This window comes from Allocellulophaga tsushimaensis (assembly GCF_055383085.1).
In genome coordinates, this window is sequence record NZ_AP039451.1 from 3,342,184 (window position 1) to 3,363,337 (window position 21,154).

Here is a 21,154-nt window from a genome sequence, read left to right on the forward strand (position 1 = left end):
AAAATTACTGTTTTTAAATAAAGTATTTGTATTTGTATTTTCTTTCTTGAAAATTTATACCGCTACATCATATTCTCTAAGTGCATCATTTAATGAGGTTTTCTTATTGGTACTTTCTTTACGCACTCCAATAATTAATGCGCAGGGTACGCTATATTCTCCTGCAGCAAATTTTTTAGTATAGCTTCCTGGAATTACTACAGAACGTGGTGGAACATAACCTTTACGTTCAACAGGAGTATCACCAGTAACATCTATAATTTTAGTACTCATAGTAAGGACTACATTAGCACCTAAAACTGCTTCTTTACCAACTCTAACACCTTCCACTACAATACATCTAGAGCCTATAAAAGCACCATCTTCTATAATTACAGGAGATGCCTGTAAGGGTTCTAAAACCCCACCAATACCTACACCACCACTAAGGTGAACATTTTTTCCTATTTGTGCACAACTCCCCACAGTAGCCCAAGTATCTACCATAGTGCCTTCATCTACATAGGCACCAATATTTACATAACTAGGCATTAAAATAGTACCAGGAGAGATATAAGCGCCATGTCTTGCAACAGCATTTGGCACTACACGAATCCCCTTTTCTTTGTATCCTCTTTTTAAAGGCATTTTATCATGATACTCAAAAATACCAGCTTCTAAAGTTTCCATTTTTTGAATAGGGAAATACAATACTACCGCTTTTTTTACCCATTCATTTATTTGCCAATCGTCACCATTTGGCTCAGCACAACGTAATTTTCCGTCGTCAATAAGACCAATAACAGTACGTATGGCTGTTTGTGTTTCTTCTTCTTTTAATAAATCTCGGTTATCCCAAGCTTTTTCTATTTGTTCTCTTAACTCAGTCATTTTAATAAAAAATTTTGACAAAGATAAGAGGTATACGTTAATTAATTGTTCTAATTTATACTTATAACATAATATGCTTTATTTTTGCAAAAAATGTCTTTAAATGGCTAGAGTTATTGCGTTAGATTATGGTAAAGTTCGTACTGGAATAGCAGTAACAGACGAGTTGCAAATCATTGCGTCTGGGCTTACTACTATAGCCACTAAAGAGCTTTTACATTTTTTAAAAGATTATGTGCAATCAGAGTCTGTAGAACGTATTGTAGTTGGTGAGCCAAAACAAATGAATTATAATGCATCAGAATCTGAGGTCCTTATAACTCCATTTTTAGTTAAGCTTTCTAAAACTTTCCCGGCTATTCCTATTGAAAGGGAAGATGAACGTTTCACCTCTAAAATGGCTTTTCAAAGCATGATTGATGGAGGTTTAAAAAAGAAGCAAAGACAAAATAAAGCATTAGTAGATGAAATTAGTGCAACATTAATTTTACAGTCTTATTTAAATAGAATTAAATAATTTATGATATTACCAATTACAGCATACGGAGATCCAGTTCTTAGAAAAAAATGCAATGATATCGATGAAAATTACCCAAAAATAGATGCATTGGTTGTTAATATGTGGGAAACCATGTATAATGCTAGCGGTGTAGGGTTAGCTGCTCCACAGATCGGCTTACCAATTCGTTTATTTTTAGTTGACACCACACCATTTGCTGATGATGACAGTTTAACTAAAGAAGAACAAAAAGCTTTAGATGGTTTTAAAAAGGTTTTTATCAACCCAATTATAGAAGAAGAAACAGGAAACGAATGGACTTTTAATGAAGGTTGCCTCAGTATTCCTGATGTACGTGAAGATGTTTCTAGAAAAGAAACGATAAAAATCTCCTATTTAGATGAAAAATTTAAAAAGCAAACAGAGACTTATGGCGGACTTCTGGCTAGAGTAATTCAGCATGAATACGATCATATTGAAGGAATTCTTTTTACAGATAAATTATCTTCTCTAAAAAAACGACTGTTAAAAGGCAGATTAGGGAATATTTCTAAAGGAAAGATACGAGTTGATTATAGAATGCGTTTTCCAGATGTAAAAAAAGGGCGTTAAATAGATTTTTTTATTAATAGAAAAGTGTAATATTTGCCAAAAAATAGGAAAAAGATGAGTTTAGATAAAATTTTATCCATTGGAGGGAAACCAGGTTTATATCGTTTAGTAACCCAAACTCGTGGAGGTTTTGTAGCTGAAGCACTTGCTGATGGAAAAAAAATAACAGTTAATTTTAGAAGTAATGTTAGTGTGCTTTCTGAAATAGCTATATATACTCTAGAAGAGGAAGTACCGTTAAGAGAAGTTTTTTTAAAGATCCAAGAAAAAGAAGAAGGTAAAAAAACCGCTATCAGTCATAAAGATGACAAATTAAAATTAGAAGAATATTTCTTTGAAGTTTTACCTAATTATGATGAAGATAGGGTTTATGCTAGTGATATTAAAAAAGTAATTCAATGGTATAATATACTAGTTGAAAATAATGAAGTAGATTTTTCTGAACCGGAAGAAGATGCTACAAAAAGTCAAGAAAAAGAAGAAGCTTCTTCCGAAAAAGAATAAGAAGTTTCTTTTAAGTATCAATACAAAAGCCATCATAATATGATGGCTTTTGTATTGATAAACCATAGTGTAAAAAGTATTACTCAAATAAAATACATACAGGTTTTGGAGCAGCTATTTCAGACACAAAAGTTAGTAGACCCGTTTCTGTATTACGTTTAAAACTAATAATCGTATTAGAATTCTGATTAGCTACTAATAAGAATTTATTATCAGGCGATAAAGCAAAATTTCTTGGTGTTTCTCCACGTACCGATTCATGGCCTATAGCAGTTAAAGAGGCATCACTATTTACTTTAAAAATTGCAATGCTATTATGTCCTCTATTAGAAGCATACAGAAATGCACCATCATTAGACATATGAATGTCTGCACATTTGTTAAATTCTGTAAAATCTTTTGGTAAAGTAGAAATAGTTGTAGTGATTTTATAACTATGATCCTCTTGTTTCTTAATGCCAGTAATGGTACCATCCAATTCATTTAAAACATATGCAAATTCTGGTTTTATAGGATTAAATACCATATGGCGTGGCCCTGCACCATCTGCCATAGCCAATTTTTGTGGTGCAGAAGGTTTCAATTTTTGTTCAGTGATGGTAGAAAACCATAATTCATTTGTCCCTAAATCAAGAGCAATTACCTCATTTTCTTTATTTGGACTAAACCATGTCGAATGGGCATGTGGTGCTTCTTGTCTGCTGGTTGTCCCTTTACCAGTATGTTGTTGTATGTCTAAACTTGTGAGCTTGCCTTCCGTATTTAAATGAAACAAACCAACATTTCCTCCCGTATAATTAGCGACTAATACATTGTTATTTTTATTTGTGATAATATGGCAAGGACTTGCACCACCAGAAGAAATACTATTCATAAACATTAAACTGTCTTTTGTTATTTTATACGATTCTACGTTACCAGTACCTAATTCATTTTTAATTTCACTTACGGCTAGAAGATATTTTTTATCATGACTCAGTGCTAAAAAAGAAGGGTTTTTTGCAGTTGTTGCTAAACCATCTTTTTTTAATACACCTTGGTCATTTATGCTGTATTTATAGATTCCTTTGCTTTCTCCTCCAGTATAGGTTCCAACATAAAAAGAAAATTCTTTTTTTACTGTTTTTGTTTTTAACTCAGTTTTTTCTGCTTCCTTTTTTTTGGTCTGACAGCTAAATAAAAGGAGTATAGTAATTAGACCTAAGTAGTTTTTCATATGTATTATTCTTTAATCCAGTTGATTAGTTTTGTTGGATAATATTTTATATTTTTTCGTTTTAAATAAGGAGCTTGCTTTGCTAATCTAATTTTATAATCTTCCCAATTCCTATTTTCAGGTATAGACCAGCCTAATTCTGCATATCCAATAATTCTTGGAAAGGCTAAATATTCTAGTTCCTCGCTATTGGAAATGGTTTCGGACCATAATGGAGCTTCTAGGCCTAAAATATTTTCTTTAGTAATACCATCTATGTGTGTTTCTGGAGACCAATTATATGCAACATCTACAGGAATGTAAGCAGCCCAAGTTAATCCAAATTTAGAATGCTCATCATATTTCATATCCAAATAAGCTTTTTTTGCTGGAGACATAATTATTTTCAAACCTTTTTTTACAGATTTTAGTGCATTTTCTTCTGTTTGCCAATGTTGAGCAATAGTATTAGAATTTATATCAGCTTGGATAACCTCATCCCATCCAATCATTTGTTTTCCATGCTTTTGTACAATTTTTTCCACCTTGCTTACAAAATGGATATAATCTTTTTTCTTAGTCACATGACTTTCATCTCCGCCAATATGAAAATAAGGGCCTGGTGTTAGTGCGGTTATTTCTCTCACTACATCGTCTATAAATGTATAAACAATATCCTTATTAGTATCTAAGGTGCTAAAACCTACTCTTGTTCCAGTATACGGTTTTGGTGTTTTTCCATTACCATTTAAAATAGGGTAAGATAGAGATGCTGCATTGGTATGCCCAGGCATATCTATTTCTGGAATTATAGTAATATAACGTTCTGCTGCATACGCAATAATACTTGCATATTCTTCTTGTGTATAGAAACCTCCAGATTTACCGCCAACTTCTGTAGCACCTCCAATTTCAGTTAGTTTAGGCCAAGATTTTATTTCAATCCGCCAACCTTGATCATCGGATAAATGTAAATGCAGTATGTTTATTTTATAGTAGGCGAGTACATCTATATATTTTTTAACTTCTTCTACACTAAAAAAATGACGAGCAACATCGAGCATAGTTCCTCTATAGGCAAAATTAGGACGATCTATAATTTTACCGGTTGGTACTAACCACATCTTATGATCTGTAATCGTATCATTACTTTGAGCAGGTATTATTTGCTCTAGCGTTTGTATAGCTCTATAGGCACCCTCAGAAGTATTAGAATTAATGAAGATAGAATCTTTATTAATATATATCTGATACGACTCTTTTGCTTTCAAATCTGTGCTATCAGATTGATTGATGTAAATAATTCGATCTACCGTATCAGAATCAGCATTATTTACAGGAATTTCTAAATTTATTTTTTCTTTTATTTTTTTTGCTAAAAAAAGACCAACTTTTTTAAACTTTATATTGGTTTTAGAAGTATAGATAACAGTATTTTTATCTAAACCAAAAGCAGAATTAGTTTCTATTACTTGTACAGGTTTTGGGATGATAGGCTCTGAAGATAAATTTGTTTTGGGAAATTTTAGAACAACTTTCTTTTTGGCACAAGAACAAATTGCAAAAACGCCTAAAAAAAGGATAATAACTTGTAATAGAATTGTTTTTTTCATTCTACATAATTTTTAATTACACTATACCAAAGCTCATAACCTTTATGGTTTAAATGGAGCCCATCACTCTTAAATATATTTGTTTTAATACCTTGTTTATCAAACATAATATCCCAAATATTTGCATAGGCTAAATTGATATCTTTTTTACAAAGCTGTTTCAGCTTTCTATTTAGTTTTTTGTATTTTGATTTTAATTCCCATCTAGCAATACTTGGTTTAACAGAAATGAGTACAATTTTTGTTCTTGGGTTGTATGCTTTAATTTCTTTAATAATTTTTTTAAAACAAGCTACTATTTTTTTAGTATTTTTTTTAGTTGAAATATCATTATCACCTTCGTAAATAAATACTTTTTTAGGGTTGTAGTTTAAAACTAATTCCTTTAGATAACCTTCTAAATCTATAGCTTGTGAGCCCCCAAAACCAGTATTAATAATTTGATGTTGCGGAAATTTTTCTTGTAAATTTTTCCATAAACGGATGCTAGAACTCCCTGTAAAAACTATAGTTTCTTTTGAGCTATCCCAAATACTGTCATTTTTTTGCTGTATGGCTTTAACTTCATCTTTAAAAAATGGATTTCCTTGTGCAAAACAAAAACTGGAAAAGAATAATAATAAATAGAGTACTATTTTCACAAATCTATTAAATTAAGAGCCTAAGATAGTTTTAAAATTATGAATTTACTTTATGAATTATAAAAAGGTATTGTTTTGTGATTAAAAATTGATTATAAATGGTTCTTATTTTATACTTAGATGTATATTTGCAGACTTAAAATTATATTTTACGGGGTGTAGCGCAGTCCGGTAGCGCACTCGGCTGGGGGTCGAGTGGTCGCAGGTTCAAATCCTGTCACCCCGACAAAATCTTCCAAAAGGTAACTATTATCTATTTTTTCAGTATTTCATAAGTGTTAATTTTAAAGTTTTATTACTATCAAAAATAGATCTTTAGGATCTTTCACAACACTTTTAAGGGACTTCTCAACATTAAACAACTTATTTCAAATAAATAAAAAAAGTACCCGTTTTAAAGAACGGTTTCCCAAAGCCTAAACACCTACTTATGAAGTTGACTGTACATAATATACAATTATGGCTTTTGCTATGTTTTAGCACTATTGCCTTGATCATATTAGATATCTATAGTTTTTATGGAATTTATTCCAATAAATTTTATTTTCTAAGACCAGATCGATACATTTTCCCTATTCTTAGTTTAGTTCACTTTTCATATCTACACGCTATTTATAGTAAAATAAAAAATAATTCACCTGTTGATCTTAAAATAAGAAACTTAGAATACGCACTTTATCTTATTTATCTAGTCTATATATTTAAGTTTTTTGAAGCGATATATCATTTAAGTCAATACAAACATTTAGAAATAAACTTTATCCATGAAACATTTTTATGCTTTTGCTTAATAGCGGCTTGCACCTATTTTGTCTTGTTAATTTTAACTTTATTAACCTTTAGATTTCGTAAAGCTAAAATTGGAATGTTCGATGCTGATGAAATTAAAAAGTTTTTTGAAAAATAAAGTATGAGGAGCTATCTTTAATTCAAACTATTTTTTAATAGAATACCTAATAAAGGACTTTAAGTTTATCAATAATAAAAAAGGCTGTCTATTTATAGACAGCCTTTTTTATTTATGGCTAAGTTTTATTGTTTAAATAAAGTATAGCCTTTATTTGAAAAGAAGATTATTTAACTTCTTCAAAATCCACATCTTCAACATTATCACCTTCTGCATCCGAACCTGCAGTGGCATCTCCTTCAGGAGCTGGAGCTCCTTGTTGTTCTGCTTGTGCTTTGTACATTTCTTCTGATGCGCCTTTCCAAGCTTCATTTATTTTTTCTAAAGCTGGTGTAATAAGTGCTAAATCTTTAGTTTCATATGCTTTTTTTAATTCTTCTAAAGCAGCTTCTACTGGTGCTTTGTTGGCATCAGAAATTTTATCTCCAAACTCTTTTAATTGCTTTTCTGTTTGGAAGATCATTCCATCTGCTTCGTTTAGCTTATCAGCTGTTTCTTTAGCTTTTTTATCTGCTTCTGCATTAGCTTCAGCTTCAGCTTTCATCTTTTGAATTTCTTCTTCTGTTAATCCTGAAGAAGCTTCAATTCTAATATCCTGTGTTTTATTCGTAGCTTTATCCGTTGCTGATACTTTGATAATACCATTTGCATCAATATCAAAAGTCACTTCAATTTGTGGCGTTCCTCTCTGCGCTGGTGGTATTCCATCTAAATGAAAACGACCAATTGTTTTATTATCTGCTGCCATTGGACGCTCTCCTTGTAAAACATGGATTTCTACAGATGGCTGATTATCAGCAGCAGTAGAAAATACCTGCGATTTTTTTGTTGGGATAGTAGTGTTTGCTTCTATAAGCTTTGTCATAACACTTCCCATAGTTTCTATACCTAAAGATAATGGCGTAACATCTAATAAAAGTACGTCTTTAACATCTCCTGTTAACACTCCACCTTGTATTGCTGCACCAACGGCTACAACTTCATCTGGGTTAACTCCTTTAGAAGGTTTTTTATTAAAGAATTTTTCAACAGCTTCTTGTACTGCTGGTATTCTTGTAGAACCACCTACTAAAATGATCTCATCAATATCACTCTTAGATAAACCAGCTGCTTTTAATGCTGTTTCACAAGGCGCTATTGTTCTTTTTACTAAATCATCTATTAACTGGTTAAACTTAGCTAATGTAAGTGTGCGTACTAAATGCTTAGGACCACTAGCAGTTGCTGTAACGTAAGGTAAATTAATTTCTGTTTGTGCAGAAGAAGATAATTCTATCTTAGCTTTTTCTGCTGCTTCACGTAAACGTTGCAATGCCATTGCATCTTCACGTAAATCCATATTTTCATCTTTCTTAAACTCTTCTGCTAACCAGTCAATTATTTTCTGATCTACATCATCACCTCCTAAGTGTGTGTCACCATCTGTTGCTAATACTTCAAAAACACCATCCCCTAATTCTAAGATAGAAACATCATGTGTTCCTCCACCAAAATCAAAAACAACGATTTTTTGATCCGTATCTTTTTTATCCATACCATATGCTAAAGAAGCAGAGGTTGGCTCATTTATAATACGTTCTACAGTAAGTCCTGCTATTTCACCAGCTTCTTTAGTTGCCTGTCTTTGCGCATCATTAAAATATGCAGGAACAGTAATTACGGCTCTTGTTACATCTTGTCCTAAATAATCCTCTGCTGTTTTCTTCATTTTCTGAAGAATCATAGCAGAAAGTTCTTGTGGAGAATACAAACGTCCGTCTATATCTACTCTTGGAGTGTCATTATCTCCTTTAACTACTTTATAAGGTACTCTACCAGCCTCTTTACTAGACTCAGAATATTTATTCCCCATAAAACGTTTTATAGAATATATCGTTTTGTTAGGATTTGTTACTGCCTGCCTTTTTGCAGGATCACCAACTTTAATTTCTCCTCCTTCTACAAAAGCGATAACAGATGGTGTTGTTCTTTTACCCTCTGCATTAGGAATTACAACAGGCTCATTACCTTCCATTACGGAAACACAAGAGTTTGTTGTTCCTAAATCTATTCCAATTATTTTACTCATGATCTTATTTTTTACTTGTATTGAATACTCTATTTTCAAAACAGTATAGTCAAGTATTATGCCATGTCAATAAATCTGCCAAGCTGTCATATTTTTATATTCTACTGTTAGTTTTTGACGTTTAACTATTGTAAGAATGCGTACAAAAGTCAGAGAATAGTCAAAAAATGAACTTACTATTTTTCAAAACAATTTTCATAACTTTTTACTTACTTAATGTTATAGAAACTATATTTGTTTTGATATTCTTAAAAGTACCATTTATGGAGTCTATTAGTACATTTGACATGCTTAAAATAGGAGTAGGTCCTTCTAGTTCTCATACCTTGGGACCATGGCGTGCAGCAGAAAAATGGATTAAAGAACTACAGACCAAAAAATTATTCCACCATATTGTTACTGTTAATGTTTATGTGTATGGATCTCTAGCCTTAACAGGAAAAGGACATGCTACGGATATTGCATTGCAACTGGGTTTAGCGGGTTACGATCCGGAAACTATACCAATTACTAGTATTGACGAAATTATAAATACGATAAAAAATACGGATACTATTCTTTTAAATGGAATTAAACCACTTCCATTTACTCCAGAAAACAATATTATTTTTAAAAGAGAATTTCTCCCATTTCATGCTAACGGAATTTGTTTTGAAGCCCTATTAGATACGGATAAGAAAGTATCAGAAAAATATTATTCTATAGGAGGTGGTTTTGTAGTGAAAGAGAATGAAGATAATACAGAAAAGAATACGCATTTGCTTCAAAAATTTCCTTATCCAACTCAAAAATCGGAAGAGCTTTTAGCTTATAGTAAGGCAGCTCAAAAAAATATTTCTGATTTGGTATTAGAGAACGAGCGCTCTCTGCGTTCTGATGCTGAAATAGATCAGGAATTGCTTAGAATTTGGGATACAATGCTTGAATGTATGTATACAGGCTGCCATACAGAAGGTACGCTACCAGGAGGTTTACAAGTACGAAGACGAGCTTTTGACATGCATAATAGCTTAAAAGGCGATTATTCTTATGCTTCTCCTCAAGAATGGGTAGAAACGATACGAAAAACGAAAGTTAAATTTAGACAGATATTGAAGTGGGTAAGTTGTTTTGCCCTTTCTGTAAACGAAGTTAATGCCTCTTTAGGCAGAGTAGTTACTGCACCAACAAATGGTAGTGCAGGAGTAATACCTGCTGTTTTAATGTATTATTTGGTGATTGAAAATCATGAAGCCAATTTTAAAGAAATTAAGAAGTTTTTATTAGTAGCGGGAGAAATTGGGAGTATTTTTAAAAAGGGAGCTACCATATCTGCTGCCATGGGCGGATGCCAAGCAGAAATTGGTGTTTCTAGTGCTATGGCCGCTGGTGCACTTACAGAATTATTAGGTGGTACACCAGAACAAGTTTTAATGGCTGCCGAAATAGCAATGGAACATCATTTAGGGCTTACTTGCGATCCTATTGGTGGTCTAGTGCAAATACCTTGTATTGAGCGTAATTCTATGGGAGCTATCAAAGCTATAAATGCTGCTGAACTTGCTTTAGGATCTAATCCAGAAGATGCTAAAGTTACTTTAGATAAAGTAATACAAACCATGTGGGAAACTGCAAAGGATATGAATTCTAAATACAAAGAAACTTCTGAGGGAGGACTTGCTGTGGGTGTGTTTTTAAGTGACTGTTAACACATCACAATGTACTTATAACGTTTAAGTATAGTATTTGTAAAAATTAGATTATAATGCTTTTTATATCTCAATTTTTTACTTTTTTATAAGTTAAATACTTAAAGGCCTAAAAGTAATGTAATCTGAGTTTGCACTAATTATTAGATTGTATGAGATTATGTTACTCTCTATTGTACGCCGATATACTTTTGTATAAATCCATTATCAGACGTTAGAGATAGCTCATTATTATTGATTAAAAAATCAAACTCTTGAACATCATTTTCAGAGTATGTTAGGCGAACACGATCATCAGCTATTTGCTCCCAAGTTTCAGTATCTTCTCTTGCTACAAAACACATCATTGCTTGGTCTTGATCATTAAACACAAAACTAAATATTCCATTTTCCTCAAGTGTTATCGTATCTTGACTTTCGCATTCACTTGCAGTTTGATCTGTTGTACCATCAGAAAAGCCTGTTAGTCTCCATGTGCCTATTAATGTAGTATTTTCTGTTATAGGTTCTTCTGTTACTGGTTCTTCTGCTGGCTCTTCAACTTGTTCCTCAGATGATTCTTCAACTTGTTCCTCAGATAATTCTTCAACTTGTTCTTCATTTGAATCTGAACATGAAAACACTATAAAACCAAAAATTAGAACACACAAAAAATTCTTTACAATCATAGCTTTTTAAATTTAGGAATTAAATATAATTATTTTTTTTCTAAAGCTATATTTATTCAAACTTTTACTAATGTGAGTCACATTAAAAAATAATTGATAACTTTATAAAGACTATGAAAACTTTAAAATATACAATGATTCTTTTCTTCTCATTTTTATTAAGCCTATTAAGTTGTTCTGATTCGCAAATTCAAATTGAAAAACAAAACCTCCAAGAAGAAATTGTTACTCCTACACTTCCAGAAGAAGAAGTGCCAGAAGAGACAGAAGACCCTGTAGTTGAAGAAAATGGATCTTTTGACTTTGATACTGGAATTGCTGAGGAGCTTAGAATCAGAAATGGACTCCCAAATTTTTTCGCTAAAGCTAAATCTGGAAAAAATATTTCTGTAGCTTATATGGGTGGTAGTATAACCAACCAAAATGGATGGAGACCCATTACATTTAATTGGATTAAAGATAGATATCCTACTGCTAACTTTACGGAAATAGAAGCTGCACATTCTGGAACTGGGATTGATTTTGGTGCTGCCAGAGCTAAAGTTGATGTATTAGATAAAAATCCAGATTTAATTTTTATTGAATTTAGAGTTAATGGTGGAATTGCTGATATAGCAAGATCAACAGAAGGTTTAGTAAGACTAATAAGAGCTCATAATCCGGAAACTGATATTTGTTTTGTGTATACCATAGGGGAGTGGATGCTAGACGATTTAAGACAAGGAAAACAATATTGGATTGGAAAAGTAATGGAAGAAGTTGCTAATACATATGGAATTCCATCCATAGATTTTGGAGTTGAAGTTGTTAAACTTGAAAAAGAAGGGAAGCTTGTTTTTAAGGCTCCAGCGCCAGAAGCAGGAAAACTTTACTTTTCAAAAGATGGGGTACATCCTAAAGAAGATGGTTATCAATTATATGCAGAAACTACTATTAAAGGCTTAAAAGCTATGGAAAACATAGATAAACCTTTAATGCATGACATGCCAAGTCCCATAAAAACAGATCATTTTGAAAATGCTTCATTACTATCATATGATAATATGGATGTAAACGCAAATTGGGAAACTGTAGATGTTAATAGTGATGCTATTTATAGAAGTGATCGCGAGAGAACCAACCAAATGTTAAGAGGTGCTTTTAAAACAAATAAAGAAGGAGAAAGCTTAACAATTAACTGGAATGGTGTATTAATAGGTTTTTCTTCTATTCCGCAAGGAACTGGTATGGAAGTAGAAGTAAGCACCGATGGAAAAACCCCAAAAAAAATCATTTTAAAAGAAGGCAGTGGAGCAATAAAATATGGACAATTCTTTTATGCTCCTGAAGTAGAAGCTGGTTCACATACAACGACCTTAAAAATTATAAAATTACCAAATGGGTCTTCATTTTATAGCGGGCAGTTTATTATAATGGATTCACCAAACTAAGGATTTATAAAAGTAGTATATAACAAATTATCCAGTTGCTAACATCTGTACACTCTTCTCGTATGATGTATATAAAATTTTCAAAAAAATAGTTACTTTTAAAATTCCTTTACTAAATATTACGGGGTATAGAAGTAAAAATGAAAATTATTAGAGCGAATAGAACCGATGCTAAAGATTTAACCCAATTAACAATACAATCTAAATCTTTTTGGGGTTATGACAAAAAGCAAATTGAAGCTTGGAGAGATGAATTAACGATTACTGAGAACTATATTGATGAAAATCAAATTTATAAGCTGATCATAGATGGTACTTTGATAGGTTTCTACGCATACCAACCAGAAAATATTTCAAATATTAAATTGAATTTTCTTTTTGTAGCACCAAAGTTTATTGATAAGGGATATGGTAGAATATTAATGACAGATTTTTTAAAACGAATTCAGAATTCAGAATTTAAAAGTGTTATTCTAGATGCAGATCCAAATGCCGAAAAGTTCTACAGCAAAATGGGGTTTAGAGTCATTGGAAAACTTAAAAGTTCTATTAAAGATAGGTTTCTACCTATTATGGAACTTAAAATGAATTCAATTAACAACTAATTATAACACATATTTTAATACTTTACATTGTTTTTACATTTGTGAAGTATCTTTTTGAATTTGTATTTTTAGAGTGATTATAGTGGTATGAAAAAACAACGATATTATTATCTTATTAAAATACAATTTTTAGGATTTAGGTATAGTGGATGGCAAAAGCAACCTGGGCAGAAAACAATTGAAGCCATGTTGCTAAAAACATTAAAGTTTATATTGCCAAATGCTTCATATAAAATACTAGGTGCAGGTAGAACGGATGCAAAAGTGTCAGCCTTAGATGCTGCTTTTGAATTGTTTTTAGATCATGAGCCTCTAGACGATTTAGAAAATTTTGTGATTCTATTCAATAAAAACTTACCTCCAGATATCAGAATTCTATCGATTATAGCTAAAAAAGAAAAGTTTAATATTATTCACCATAGTAAAGAAAAAGAATATGTGTATTTGTTTGCCTATGGTGAAAAACCCCACCCTTTTTCTGCCCCCTTCGTCACCACAATTTTAGAAGATTTAGATATTGAAAAAATGAAACAAGCGGCTACTTTATTTAATGGAGAACATAATTTTAAAGTTTATACAGCTAGATTACAGGAAAATACAAAAGTAGTGAGAACTATTACTTCTTCTAAAATAAAAGAAAATACCTTATTACAAGCAAATTTTTTCCCAGAGCATAGTTATGCATTACATGTAAAGGGAGCTGGTTTTATGCGATATCAAATACGCATGATGATGGGCGCTTTGATACAAGTAGGTAATGGTACTCTTAGTCTTAGCGATATTGAAAACTCATTAAAAGCTGATACTACTATGAAATTAACCTATGTAGCTCCAGGTTCAGGATTACATCTTAATAAATTAGATTTTATCGATTAATCAAACAAGCCAGATGACAAATAACGATCTCCACGATCGCATATGATAGATACTATTGTACCACTTTCTAGAGTTGCAGCAAGTTTTAATGCTGCTGCTGTTGCGCCGCCACTACTCATTCCAGAAAAAATGCCTTCTTCTTTAGCTAAGCGTAATGCCATATCTGCAGCCTCTTCTTGGCTTACTTCTAACACAGTATCTATTTTGCTTGTATCAAATATTTTTGGTAAATAGGCTTTAGGCCATTTCCGTATACCAGGAATGCTAGCACCATCTTTTGGCTGCACCCCTACAATTTGAACATTTTTATTTTTTTCTTTCAGGTAAGTAGAAGTTCCCATAATAGTACCAGTAGTGCCCATTGAAGATACAAAATGCGTGACCTTTCCATCAGTATCATTCCATATTTCTGGACCAGTGGTTTTATAATGCGCTTGCCAATTGTCATTATTTCCAAATTGGTTCATCATAAAAAAGCCTTCTTTGGCTACTTTACTTTCGGCATAGTCTCTAGCTCCTTCAATACCTACATCTTTAGCAGTTAAAGTAACTTTTGCACCATAAGCACGCATCGTTTGTATACGTTCTTTAGTAGCATTCTCTGGCATTACTAATTCTATATTTAATCCGTAAACGCCAGCAATCATTGCTAAAGCAATTCCTGTGTTACCACTTGTAGCTTCTATAAGTTTAGTTTCTTTAGAAATATCACCTCTATCTAAAGCACTTTTAATCATATTAAATGCAGCACGGTCTTTTACACTCCCGCCTGGGTTATGACCTTCTAATTTAAATAATAAGTTAACATTTGGATTTGTATTTAAAACTCTGGAAAGTACTAAAGGTGTATTTCCTATTAAATCAAATAAACTATGAGACATTAGAAGCTGTTTTTATTTTTATTTCTGATGTATGGTATACTTTAGAATTTGGAGGAACAGATGTAGTAATAAATGCATTACCACCAATAACACTATTTTCTCCAATAATAGTTTTACCTCCTAAAATTGTAGCATTTGCATAAATAGTAACATTACTTTCTATAGTAGGATGTCTTTTTGTTTTACGTAAATTTTTTGCCACATACAGCCCGCCTAAAGTTACCCCTTGGTATATGCGTACATGGTCTTTAATAATTGCAGCCTCTCCAATTACAACACCAGTTCCGTGGTCTATAAAAAAAGATTTTCCTATAGTTGCTCCAGGATTAATATCAACACCTGTTTGCATATGTGCATATTCTGTCATTAGTCTTGGGACTAAAGGAAAGCCTTTAAGATAAAGTTCATGTGATAATCTGTATATAGCTATGGCATAAAAACCAGGGTAAGCCATATATATTTCTTCAATAGAGGAAGAAGCTGGGTCACAATTTACAAAAGCTTCAGCATCTAAATTTAGCATTTCCAATACTTTTGGAAGTTGGCCAATGTAATTTTCCCATGTTTTTTTACAGGGCTTATCTAATTCCCAGCAGGCTAAATCAACTAATTCATCAAACTGTTTTTCTAAAATTTTTAAATTATCTTCAACTGGTGTTTCTATATCAAAAAGGGTAAGAAATAGTCTGTCTGTGAATTCTTTAACGCTATCTTTAAGACGAAATCTTAAATTAGGCTGTTTTTTATGCTGATTTATTTTATCTATAATTGATTTTGAATTCATAATTTGAATGATAGTACGTTCAAAATTAATCTAATATTTTAAAAACTGATGTGTTAATTTGGTTAACTTTATCTAAAAATACATCAAAGTTATAGTCGAATGAAGGATAGCTTACTAACCAAGGATATTTTAAATTTTTTAAAAAGCCTTGAAAAAAATAACAATAGAGATTGGTTCGAGAAAAATAAAACTACTTTTAAAAAGCACGAAGATTGTATAAAACAATTCTTGAGCTTGGTGAAAAGTGGTTTAGAAAAGCATGATGAGATAGAAAAACAAAAATTGTTTAGAATATATAGAGATGTTCGTTTCTCTAAAGATAAAACACCTTATAAAAGTCATTTTGCAGCATCTTTTTCTAGGTTAGGGGCAAAGCTAAGAGGAGGATATTTTATTAGAATTAAGCCAGGAGAAAGTTTCATTGCTACTGGTTTTTGGGACCCTAATAAAGACGATTTATTTAGAATTAGAAAAGAATTGGAATTAGATGCTTCGGAATTTAGAGAAGTCATTAATCACCCAACGTTTAAAAACACTTGGGGAGAATTAGTAGGAGACGAATTAAAAACTGCTCCAAGAGATTTTGATAAAACGCATAAAGACATTGACCTAATCAAGAAAAAGCAGTTTATTTTTGTAAGAAATTTTACAGATAAAGAGGTTTTAGCTGCTAGCTTTCCAGAAGTCGTAATACAATCTTTTAAGGAAATTAGGCCGTTTTTTGATTTAATGAGTGAAATTCTTACAACAGATTTAAATGGTGAATCTTTATTAGACTAAAATTTTGTCTTCAAAAAATTGAATCTGATCTTTATAACGCTCAATAACCATCTTCATCATTCTTTTATTTAAAGCAGAAGAGTTTTGGAGGTATAATTCATATTCTTCTACGGTAAATTGTCCTATGATAACTCCTTTTAAAGCATTTCTAAGCTTAATATCTTTCTGTATAGCATTTTCTAGATATAAAAAACGTTTGGACATTGATAACTCATAAAAACGATTTTTATGCTTTTTAATGTAGTTTTGGAAGATTACAAGTAATAATGGATTTTGAAATTTTAAAATAGGGCGTAATGTTTTATTTTGAAAATATTCTTCATCACTCATCCCTTCTATAATTCTGCTAGATTTAATTTCTGGACGAATATGCTCTAATTGTTCTGATCTATTACCCATCTTATAAAGCTTTTTTTAAAGGTAGTAAATAGAAAAAAGGAGTTAAAGAACAGAAATATTAGTTTTTAACGATGTTATGAACAAAACGGAAATATTTAATGCGTAAAAAAAATAGATATTACAACACTGTTCTACAATGATTTATTAATAATAACAGTTTTTTAAATCAATAGAATTCTTACTTTTAAATTCTAAAAAAATAAATATGAAGTTTGGTAAAGTAGAACAACCAGCACTTATAGATTTTAGTTTTCCTTTAGATCATCCCAATACAGAAGTTGTACTTTCTAAATCTTTAAATGATGTAGCAACTGAAATTTATGTAGGTTGTGCAAAATGGAATAGACAAGATTTAAAGAATTTTTATCCAAGAGGTACTAAAGATGAATTGGTTTATTACTCATCTCAATTTAATTGTATTGAGTTGAATGCTACTTTTTATAGAATTTTCCCAGCTGAACAATACACAAAATGGTACGAGAAAACTCCTGAAAATTTTAAATTCTTTCCAAAATTACCTCAAGATATAAGTCATTTAAGACGTTTAAATGATAAGGTGTATCCTATTGTAGATCAGTATCTTGAAGTAACAAAAAATCTAAAAGAAAAGTTAGGCACTATCTTTTTACAAATGCACAATAATTTTGGTCCTAAAAATTGGGATAGAGTAGTACGTTTTATTGAATATTGGCCAAAAGAATTTCCTTTAGCAATAGAATTTAGACATACAGATTGGTTTAACGACAAAAAAGTTGCCCAAGAGTTATATTATCTTTTAGAAGAGAATAACATAGCTAATGTCCTCGTAGATACGGCTGGAAGAAGAGATATTATGCACATGCGCCTTACTAATAATGAAGCTTTTATTAGATATGTTGGAGCTAACCATAGTAGCGATTATGATAGATTAGATGATTGGATAGAACGATTAGCTGAATGGAACATAAAAGGATTAAAAAAGATACATTTTTTTGTTCATCAAAATATGGAATTAGAGTCTCCATTATTATCAGCTCGTTTTATTGCTAAATTGAATAAAAAAATGAACACTAATTTAAGAATCCCTAAAACGTTACTAGATTCTCCGCCAACGTTATTTTAAGAAATGGATCTTTATTAGCTTTGTATTAAATAGATATAATCCAAATGAGATTTCATACAAGAAAATGGGTAAGACCAGGAGATTTAAATGCCAATGGTACTTTATTTGGTGGTACTGTTTTAGCATGGATAGATGAAGAAGCTGCTCTTTATACTATTATACAATTAGAAAGTAAAAAAGTAGTTACTAAATACATTTCTGAGATCAATTTTATGAGCACTGCAGTAAAAGGCGATATTGTAGAAATTGGAATTGATGTTGTAAAATTTGGGGCAAGTTCGTTGACTTTAAATTGTGAAGTTAGAAATAAAATGACTCGTGAAACCATTGTTACTGTAGATAATATTATAATGGTAAATCTAAATGAAAATGGAAAACCCACTCCACATGGAAAAACTAAAATTGAATTTGTTGGAGATAGATTAAAAAAATCTTAAATTACTGATTATTATTATATTATAAATATTTAACTTAAGTAATTATTTAATAATTATTTTTTTGATTTTCTTTTTAAAAATTTTATTTTTCACTTATTTTATTTTAATTTTTTAATTTAATAGTTTATGTAAATAATTTTAAAATATTAAAAACCAGTTGCTTGTGAATTATTTAAATTTCATAGTGGATTTTTATTTGTAGATTAAAAGATTAAAAAATCCGATGAAATGCGTATGTTTAACAATTCGTTCCCATCACTTTTTAAGCTTTTTACAACAACTTCTTCGTTTCAGGTAACATTTTATTGTGCTAATTACCATATTATCTCATATTTATATATTATAAGTAGAAGGTTTATTTAAGATTTAAGAAAAACATTACTTCACTTATAATTTTAAATCGCTAACACACCTAAATTTTACAAATTGAAATCAACAGAACTATTATCTTATCTATCAGATTTAGAGCAAAAATTAAGTAGCTTTTCATTTGAAGAATTAACAACTTCGGAAGCTGTAATTCTAAAAAATTCTTTTACATCTTTTAAAACAAGTTTAGAAGAAAAAACTGTTCTTAATGAAACTTATGATACTTCTAATTTTTCAACTTTAGAAAAACAAAATTTACATGTTGCTAAAGTTAGTCATGAATTAAGAACGCCGTTAAATGGTATTTTAGGTTTTTCTGAACTTTTATCTCAGGAAAAATTATCTGATACTCAAGTGAGTTATGTAGAAGCAATTAAATCTGCTTCTAATGCGCTTCTAAAAATTACAGATGAATTATTATCATATTCAAAAAATGCTACAGAGCCAACCGCATCAGAAGTAATAAATTTTAGCTTAAATAATGTTATAAATGAAATTTCATATTTAAGCAAAACACTTATTGTAAAGAAGAATATAGCTTTTAATGTTTCAATAGGAAACGATATTCCAGATGTATTGGTTGGAGATCCTTCAAAACTTTCTCAAATACTTTTAAATATTATTGGTAATGCCATAAAGTTTACAAACGAAGGGAGTATAGCTCTTACTATATGTGTTAGAGAAACACATAAGAAAAAACTTATTTTAGATTTTGAGGTATCAGATACTGGTATTGGAATTTCTAAAGAAAACCAAAAAAACATATTTGATTGGTACAAACAAGCTGAGGATGATACCTATAAAAAATATGGAGGTACAGGATTAGGGCTAAGTATTGTAAAGCACCTTATAACTTCATTAAATGGAACTATTGCTATACATAGTAAATTAAATGAGGGAACTACATTTAGATTCTCTATTCCATATACGGAGGGGAAAGCGCTGAAAAAAACTAAAAAAATGCTAAACCCAAAAATAGCTGAAGAGCGATTAAAAATTATAAAAAATACAAATGTTCTTGTGATTGAGGATAACATTCTAAATCAAAAACTTGTTAAAAGTCAATTAGATTTATGGAAGAGTAAAAATTATATAACTGCAGATGTTTTTGAAGGTCTAGAAATTTTAAAAAATGAAAAAATAGATATTATTCTTTTAGATTTAAGAATGCCAGATATAGATGGTTTCAAGGCAGCTGAAATGATAAGATCTTTTAATGATACGCCAATTATAGCCTTTAGTGCAGATTTTACAGTTCATGATAAAGAGTTATGCATAAAATGTGGTATTAATGATTTTTTATTAAAACCCTACAAAGCAGAACAGCTATTAATAAAATTAACCTCAAAATATAGTGATATGGATAAAATAGATGTATTTGAGTCGCAATATGTATCCCCAACAATACAGAATACAAATCAAGAATTAATAAGTCTTGCACAAGTTATGGAAGATTGTTTAGGCGATATAGAATTGTTAGAAGAATTAGTGAAGCTCCAAAAAAGAAATGCAATAGAATTTATAGGAAAAATGAAAATTGATCTGGAAAATTCTGATTTTGAAGGTATAAAATTTAATGTACATAAAATAAAATATGCATTGAAAAACATAGAAGCTCACAGTCTTTTAAAAATAACAACGCAAATGCATGCTTCTTGTACTATAGATAAAGATATAAAATACCTTAATTTTTTATATGATTGTTTTCTAGAAGAATATCCGACAGTAGAAAAAGCTATAGATAGCGAATTAGCAAGGATAAAAAAATAGTTAACATGACTAGACATAAAGTTTTATTAGCAGAAGATGATGATCTGTTGGCTTCACTTTTAAATTTTAGATTAAAAAAAGCAGGTCATGAGGTACATTTATCTACTAATGGCAGAGAAGTAAAAGAACGTTTAAAAGTCGCTACACCAGATATTATAGTTACAGATATCATGATGCCTTATTTTTCTGGTTTAGAACTTACAGATTATGTACGTAAAGAGTTAAAATTAGAGATTCCAATTATTGTATTGTCTTCTGCTGGTAATGAAGAAAATATAGTATCTGCTTTTAAATTAGGAGCAAATGATTTTTTAACCAAACCTATAAGTCCGTCTGAACTTTTAATTAGACTTTCAAAAGCATTACATTAAGTCTCCCCAAAGTCTTAATATAAATAAAACTTAACCTATTTAAATAAAATATTTGTTTTTTAACACTCCCATATTAAAAACACAT

General features: G+C 30.8%; 21 protein-coding genes and 1 tRNA gene. 13 read left to right on the forward strand and 9 right to left on the reverse strand.

What is annotated here, in order from left to right; translation table 11 throughout:
- Positions 1 to 54: 54 nt before the first annotated feature.
- Positions 55 to 870: a 2,3,4,5-tetrahydropyridine-2,6-dicarboxylate N-succinyltransferase gene (locus ACZ451_RS14505; protein WP_464213633.1), complete on the reverse strand. Its 816-nt coding sequence runs from the start codon at positions 868 to 870 to the stop codon at positions 55 to 57.
- A gap of 103 nt (positions 871 to 973) precedes the next feature.
- Here ACZ451_RS14505 and ruvX point away from each other — a divergent pair, with 103 nt between their 5' ends.
- The 3 genes from ruvX to ACZ451_RS14520 are packed head-to-tail and all read left to right on the forward strand — an operon-like array spanning position 974 to position 2,485.
- Positions 974 to 1,387 (forward strand): Holliday junction resolvase RuvX, encoded by a 414-nt coding sequence (ruvX, locus tag ACZ451_RS14510; protein WP_464213635.1) that lies wholly within the window; start codon positions 974 to 976, stop codon positions 1,385 to 1,387.
- A gap of 3 nt (positions 1,388 to 1,390) precedes the next feature.
- Positions 1,391 to 1,981, forward strand: coding sequence for a peptide deformylase (gene def / locus ACZ451_RS14515; protein WP_464213637.1), 591 nt, complete (start codon positions 1,391 to 1,393; stop codon positions 1,979 to 1,981).
- A gap of 54 nt (positions 1,982 to 2,035) precedes the next feature.
- A complete protein-coding gene (locus ACZ451_RS14520; protein ID WP_464213638.1) occupies positions 2,036 to 2,485 on the forward strand; it encodes a DUF5606 family protein in 450 nt (149 codons plus the stop codon).
- Positions 2,486 to 2,564: 79 nt separating this feature from the next.
- Here ACZ451_RS14520 and ACZ451_RS14525 read toward each other — a convergent pair whose 3' ends face one another.
- Genes ACZ451_RS14525 through ACZ451_RS14535 form a run of 3 tightly spaced genes read right to left on the reverse strand, consistent with a single transcriptional unit; the run spans position 2,565 to position 5,934 of the window.
- Positions 2,565 to 3,701, reverse strand: a complete 1,137-nt coding sequence (locus ACZ451_RS14525; RefSeq protein ID WP_464213640.1) for a lactonase family protein — start codon at positions 3,699 to 3,701, stop codon at positions 2,565 to 2,567.
- 5 nt (positions 3,702 to 3,706) lie between these two features.
- On the reverse strand, positions 3,707 to 5,293 hold the full coding sequence (locus tag ACZ451_RS14530) for a family 20 glycosylhydrolase (RefSeq protein WP_464213642.1): 1,587 nt from the start codon (positions 5,291 to 5,293) through the stop codon (positions 3,707 to 3,709).
- A complete protein-coding gene (locus ACZ451_RS14535; RefSeq protein ID WP_464213644.1) occupies positions 5,290 to 5,934 on the reverse strand; it encodes an SGNH/GDSL hydrolase family protein in 645 nt (214 codons plus the stop codon). The genes ACZ451_RS14530 and ACZ451_RS14535 overlap by 4 nt, the downstream gene beginning before the upstream one ends.
- A 152-nt stretch (positions 5,935 to 6,086) precedes the next feature.
- On the opposite strand from ACZ451_RS14535, the gene ACZ451_RS14540 reads away from it, so the two are divergent.
- A tRNA-Pro gene (locus ACZ451_RS14540) sits at positions 6,087 to 6,160 on the forward strand.
- Positions 6,161 to 7,007: 847 nt separating this feature from the next.
- Here the strand turns inward: ACZ451_RS14540 and dnaK are convergent.
- Positions 7,008 to 8,909 (reverse strand): molecular chaperone DnaK, encoded by a 1,902-nt coding sequence (gene dnaK, locus ACZ451_RS14545; RefSeq protein WP_464213646.1) that lies wholly within the window; start codon positions 8,907 to 8,909, stop codon positions 7,008 to 7,010.
- Positions 8,910 to 9,172: 263 nt separating this feature from the next.
- Here dnaK and ACZ451_RS14550 point away from each other — a divergent pair, with 263 nt between their 5' ends.
- Positions 9,173 to 10,597, forward strand: coding sequence for an L-serine ammonia-lyase (locus ACZ451_RS14550; protein ID WP_464213648.1), 1,425 nt, complete (start codon positions 9,173 to 9,175; stop codon positions 10,595 to 10,597).
- Positions 10,598 to 10,767: 170 nt separating this feature from the next.
- On the opposite strand, the gene ACZ451_RS14555 is transcribed toward ACZ451_RS14550, so the two are convergent.
- Complete coding sequence (locus tag ACZ451_RS14555; RefSeq protein WP_464213650.1) at positions 10,768 to 11,265, reverse strand: lipocalin-like domain-containing protein; 498 nt, start codon at positions 11,263 to 11,265, stop codon at positions 10,768 to 10,770.
- Positions 11,266 to 11,378: 113 nt separating this feature from the next.
- Between ACZ451_RS14555 and ACZ451_RS14560 the strand changes: the two genes are divergently transcribed.
- The 3 genes from ACZ451_RS14560 to ACZ451_RS14570 all read left to right on the forward strand — a co-directional run bounded on the left by ACZ451_RS14560 (position 11,379) and on the right by ACZ451_RS14570 (position 14,176).
- The gene (locus ACZ451_RS14560; protein WP_464213652.1) at positions 11,379 to 12,695 is read left to right on the forward strand and encodes an SGNH/GDSL hydrolase family protein; all 1,317 of its coding nucleotides are present in this window, start codon (positions 11,379 to 11,381) and stop codon (positions 12,693 to 12,695) included.
- A 140-nt stretch (positions 12,696 to 12,835) separates the two neighbouring features.
- Entirely contained in the window at positions 12,836 to 13,300 is a 465-nt protein-coding gene (locus ACZ451_RS14565) for a GNAT family N-acetyltransferase (protein ID WP_464213654.1), read from the forward strand.
- A gap of 87 nt (positions 13,301 to 13,387) precedes the next feature.
- Positions 13,388 to 14,176 (forward strand): tRNA pseudouridine synthase A, encoded by a 789-nt coding sequence (locus tag ACZ451_RS14570; protein WP_464213656.1) that lies wholly within the window; start codon positions 13,388 to 13,390, stop codon positions 14,174 to 14,176.
- On the opposite strand, the gene cysM is transcribed toward ACZ451_RS14570, so the two are convergent.
- Positions 14,173 to 15,057, reverse strand: coding sequence for a cysteine synthase CysM (gene cysM, locus ACZ451_RS14575; RefSeq protein WP_464213658.1), 885 nt, complete (start codon positions 15,055 to 15,057; stop codon positions 14,173 to 14,175). The two genes, ACZ451_RS14570 and cysM, sit on opposite strands and share 4 nt — an antisense overlap.
- Complete coding sequence (gene epsC / locus ACZ451_RS14580) at positions 15,047 to 15,841, reverse strand: serine O-acetyltransferase EpsC (RefSeq protein ID WP_464213660.1); 795 nt, start codon at positions 15,839 to 15,841, stop codon at positions 15,047 to 15,049. The genes cysM and epsC overlap by 11 nt, the downstream gene beginning before the upstream one ends.
- A 99-nt stretch (positions 15,842 to 15,940) precedes the next feature.
- Between epsC and ACZ451_RS14585 the strand changes: the two genes are divergently transcribed.
- Entirely contained in the window at positions 15,941 to 16,621 is a 681-nt protein-coding gene (locus tag ACZ451_RS14585; protein ID WP_464213662.1) for a DUF2461 domain-containing protein, read from the forward strand.
- Here the strand turns inward: ACZ451_RS14585 and ACZ451_RS14590 are convergent.
- The gene (locus tag ACZ451_RS14590) at positions 16,613 to 17,020 is read right to left on the reverse strand and encodes a glyoxalase (protein WP_464213664.1); all 408 of its coding nucleotides are present in this window, start codon (positions 17,018 to 17,020) and stop codon (positions 16,613 to 16,615) included. The genes ACZ451_RS14585 and ACZ451_RS14590 overlap by 9 nt on opposite strands.
- A gap of 205 nt (positions 17,021 to 17,225) precedes the next feature.
- On the opposite strand from ACZ451_RS14590, the gene ACZ451_RS14595 reads away from it, so the two are divergent.
- From ACZ451_RS14595 to ACZ451_RS14610, 4 genes are all read left to right on the forward strand, one after another.
- Entirely contained in the window at positions 17,226 to 18,122 is an 897-nt protein-coding gene (locus ACZ451_RS14595; protein WP_464213666.1) for a DUF72 domain-containing protein, read from the forward strand.
- Between the two features lie 44 nt (positions 18,123 to 18,166).
- Positions 18,167 to 18,559, forward strand: coding sequence for an acyl-CoA thioesterase (locus tag ACZ451_RS14600; RefSeq protein ID WP_464213668.1), 393 nt, complete (start codon positions 18,167 to 18,169; stop codon positions 18,557 to 18,559).
- A 426-nt stretch (positions 18,560 to 18,985) separates the two neighbouring features.
- Positions 18,986 to 20,698 (forward strand): ATP-binding protein, encoded by a 1,713-nt coding sequence (locus ACZ451_RS14605; protein ID WP_464213670.1) that lies wholly within the window; start codon positions 18,986 to 18,988, stop codon positions 20,696 to 20,698.
- A 5-nt stretch (positions 20,699 to 20,703) separates the two neighbouring features.
- On the forward strand, positions 20,704 to 21,069 hold the full coding sequence (locus tag ACZ451_RS14610; protein WP_464213672.1) for a response regulator transcription factor: 366 nt from the start codon (positions 20,704 to 20,706) through the stop codon (positions 21,067 to 21,069).
- Positions 21,070 to 21,154 lie beyond the last annotated feature (85 nt).

Coding starts and splice junctions, on each gene's coding strand:
- ACZ451_RS14505 (WP_464213633.1), bottom strand. CDS start 870: ATGACTGAGTTAAGAGAACAAATAGAAAAAGCTTGGGATAACCGAGAT.
- ruvX (WP_464213635.1), top strand. CDS start 974: ATGGCTAGAGTTATTGCGTTAGATTATGGTAAAGTTCGTACTGGAATA.
- def (WP_464213637.1), top strand. CDS start 1,391: ATGATATTACCAATTACAGCATACGGAGATCCAGTTCTTAGAAAAAAA.
- ACZ451_RS14520 (WP_464213638.1), top strand. CDS start 2,036: ATGAGTTTAGATAAAATTTTATCCATTGGAGGGAAACCAGGTTTATAT.
- ACZ451_RS14525 (WP_464213640.1), bottom strand. CDS start 3,701: ATGAAAAACTACTTAGGTCTAATTACTATACTCCTTTTATTTAGCTGT.
- ACZ451_RS14530 (WP_464213642.1), bottom strand. CDS start 5,293: ATGAAAAAAACAATTCTATTACAAGTTATTATCCTTTTTTTAGGCGTT.
- dnaK (WP_464213646.1), bottom strand. CDS start 8,909: ATGAGTAAAATAATTGGAATAGATTTAGGAACAACAAACTCTTGTGTT.
- ACZ451_RS14550 (WP_464213648.1), top strand. CDS start 9,173: ATGGAGTCTATTAGTACATTTGACATGCTTAAAATAGGAGTAGGTCCT.
- ACZ451_RS14555 (WP_464213650.1), bottom strand. CDS start 11,265: ATGATTGTAAAGAATTTTTTGTGTGTTCTAATTTTTGGTTTTATAGTG.
- ACZ451_RS14560 (WP_464213652.1), top strand. CDS start 11,379: ATGAAAACTTTAAAATATACAATGATTCTTTTCTTCTCATTTTTATTA.
- ACZ451_RS14565 (WP_464213654.1), top strand. CDS start 12,836: ATGAAAATTATTAGAGCGAATAGAACCGATGCTAAAGATTTAACCCAA.
- ACZ451_RS14570 (WP_464213656.1), top strand. CDS start 13,388: ATGAAAAAACAACGATATTATTATCTTATTAAAATACAATTTTTAGGA.
- cysM (WP_464213658.1), bottom strand. CDS start 15,057: ATGTCTCATAGTTTATTTGATTTAATAGGAAATACACCTTTAGTACTT.
- epsC (WP_464213660.1), bottom strand. CDS start 15,841: ATGAATTCAAAATCAATTATAGATAAAATAAATCAGCATAAAAAACAG.
- ACZ451_RS14585 (WP_464213662.1), top strand. CDS start 15,941: ATGAAGGATAGCTTACTAACCAAGGATATTTTAAATTTTTTAAAAAGC.
- ACZ451_RS14590 (WP_464213664.1), bottom strand. CDS start 17,020: ATGGGTAATAGATCAGAACAATTAGAGCATATTCGTCCAGAAATTAAA.
- ACZ451_RS14595 (WP_464213666.1), top strand. CDS start 17,226: ATGAAGTTTGGTAAAGTAGAACAACCAGCACTTATAGATTTTAGTTTT.
- ACZ451_RS14600 (WP_464213668.1), top strand. CDS start 18,167: ATGAGATTTCATACAAGAAAATGGGTAAGACCAGGAGATTTAAATGCC.
- ACZ451_RS14610 (WP_464213672.1), top strand. CDS start 20,704: ATGACTAGACATAAAGTTTTATTAGCAGAAGATGATGATCTGTTGGCT.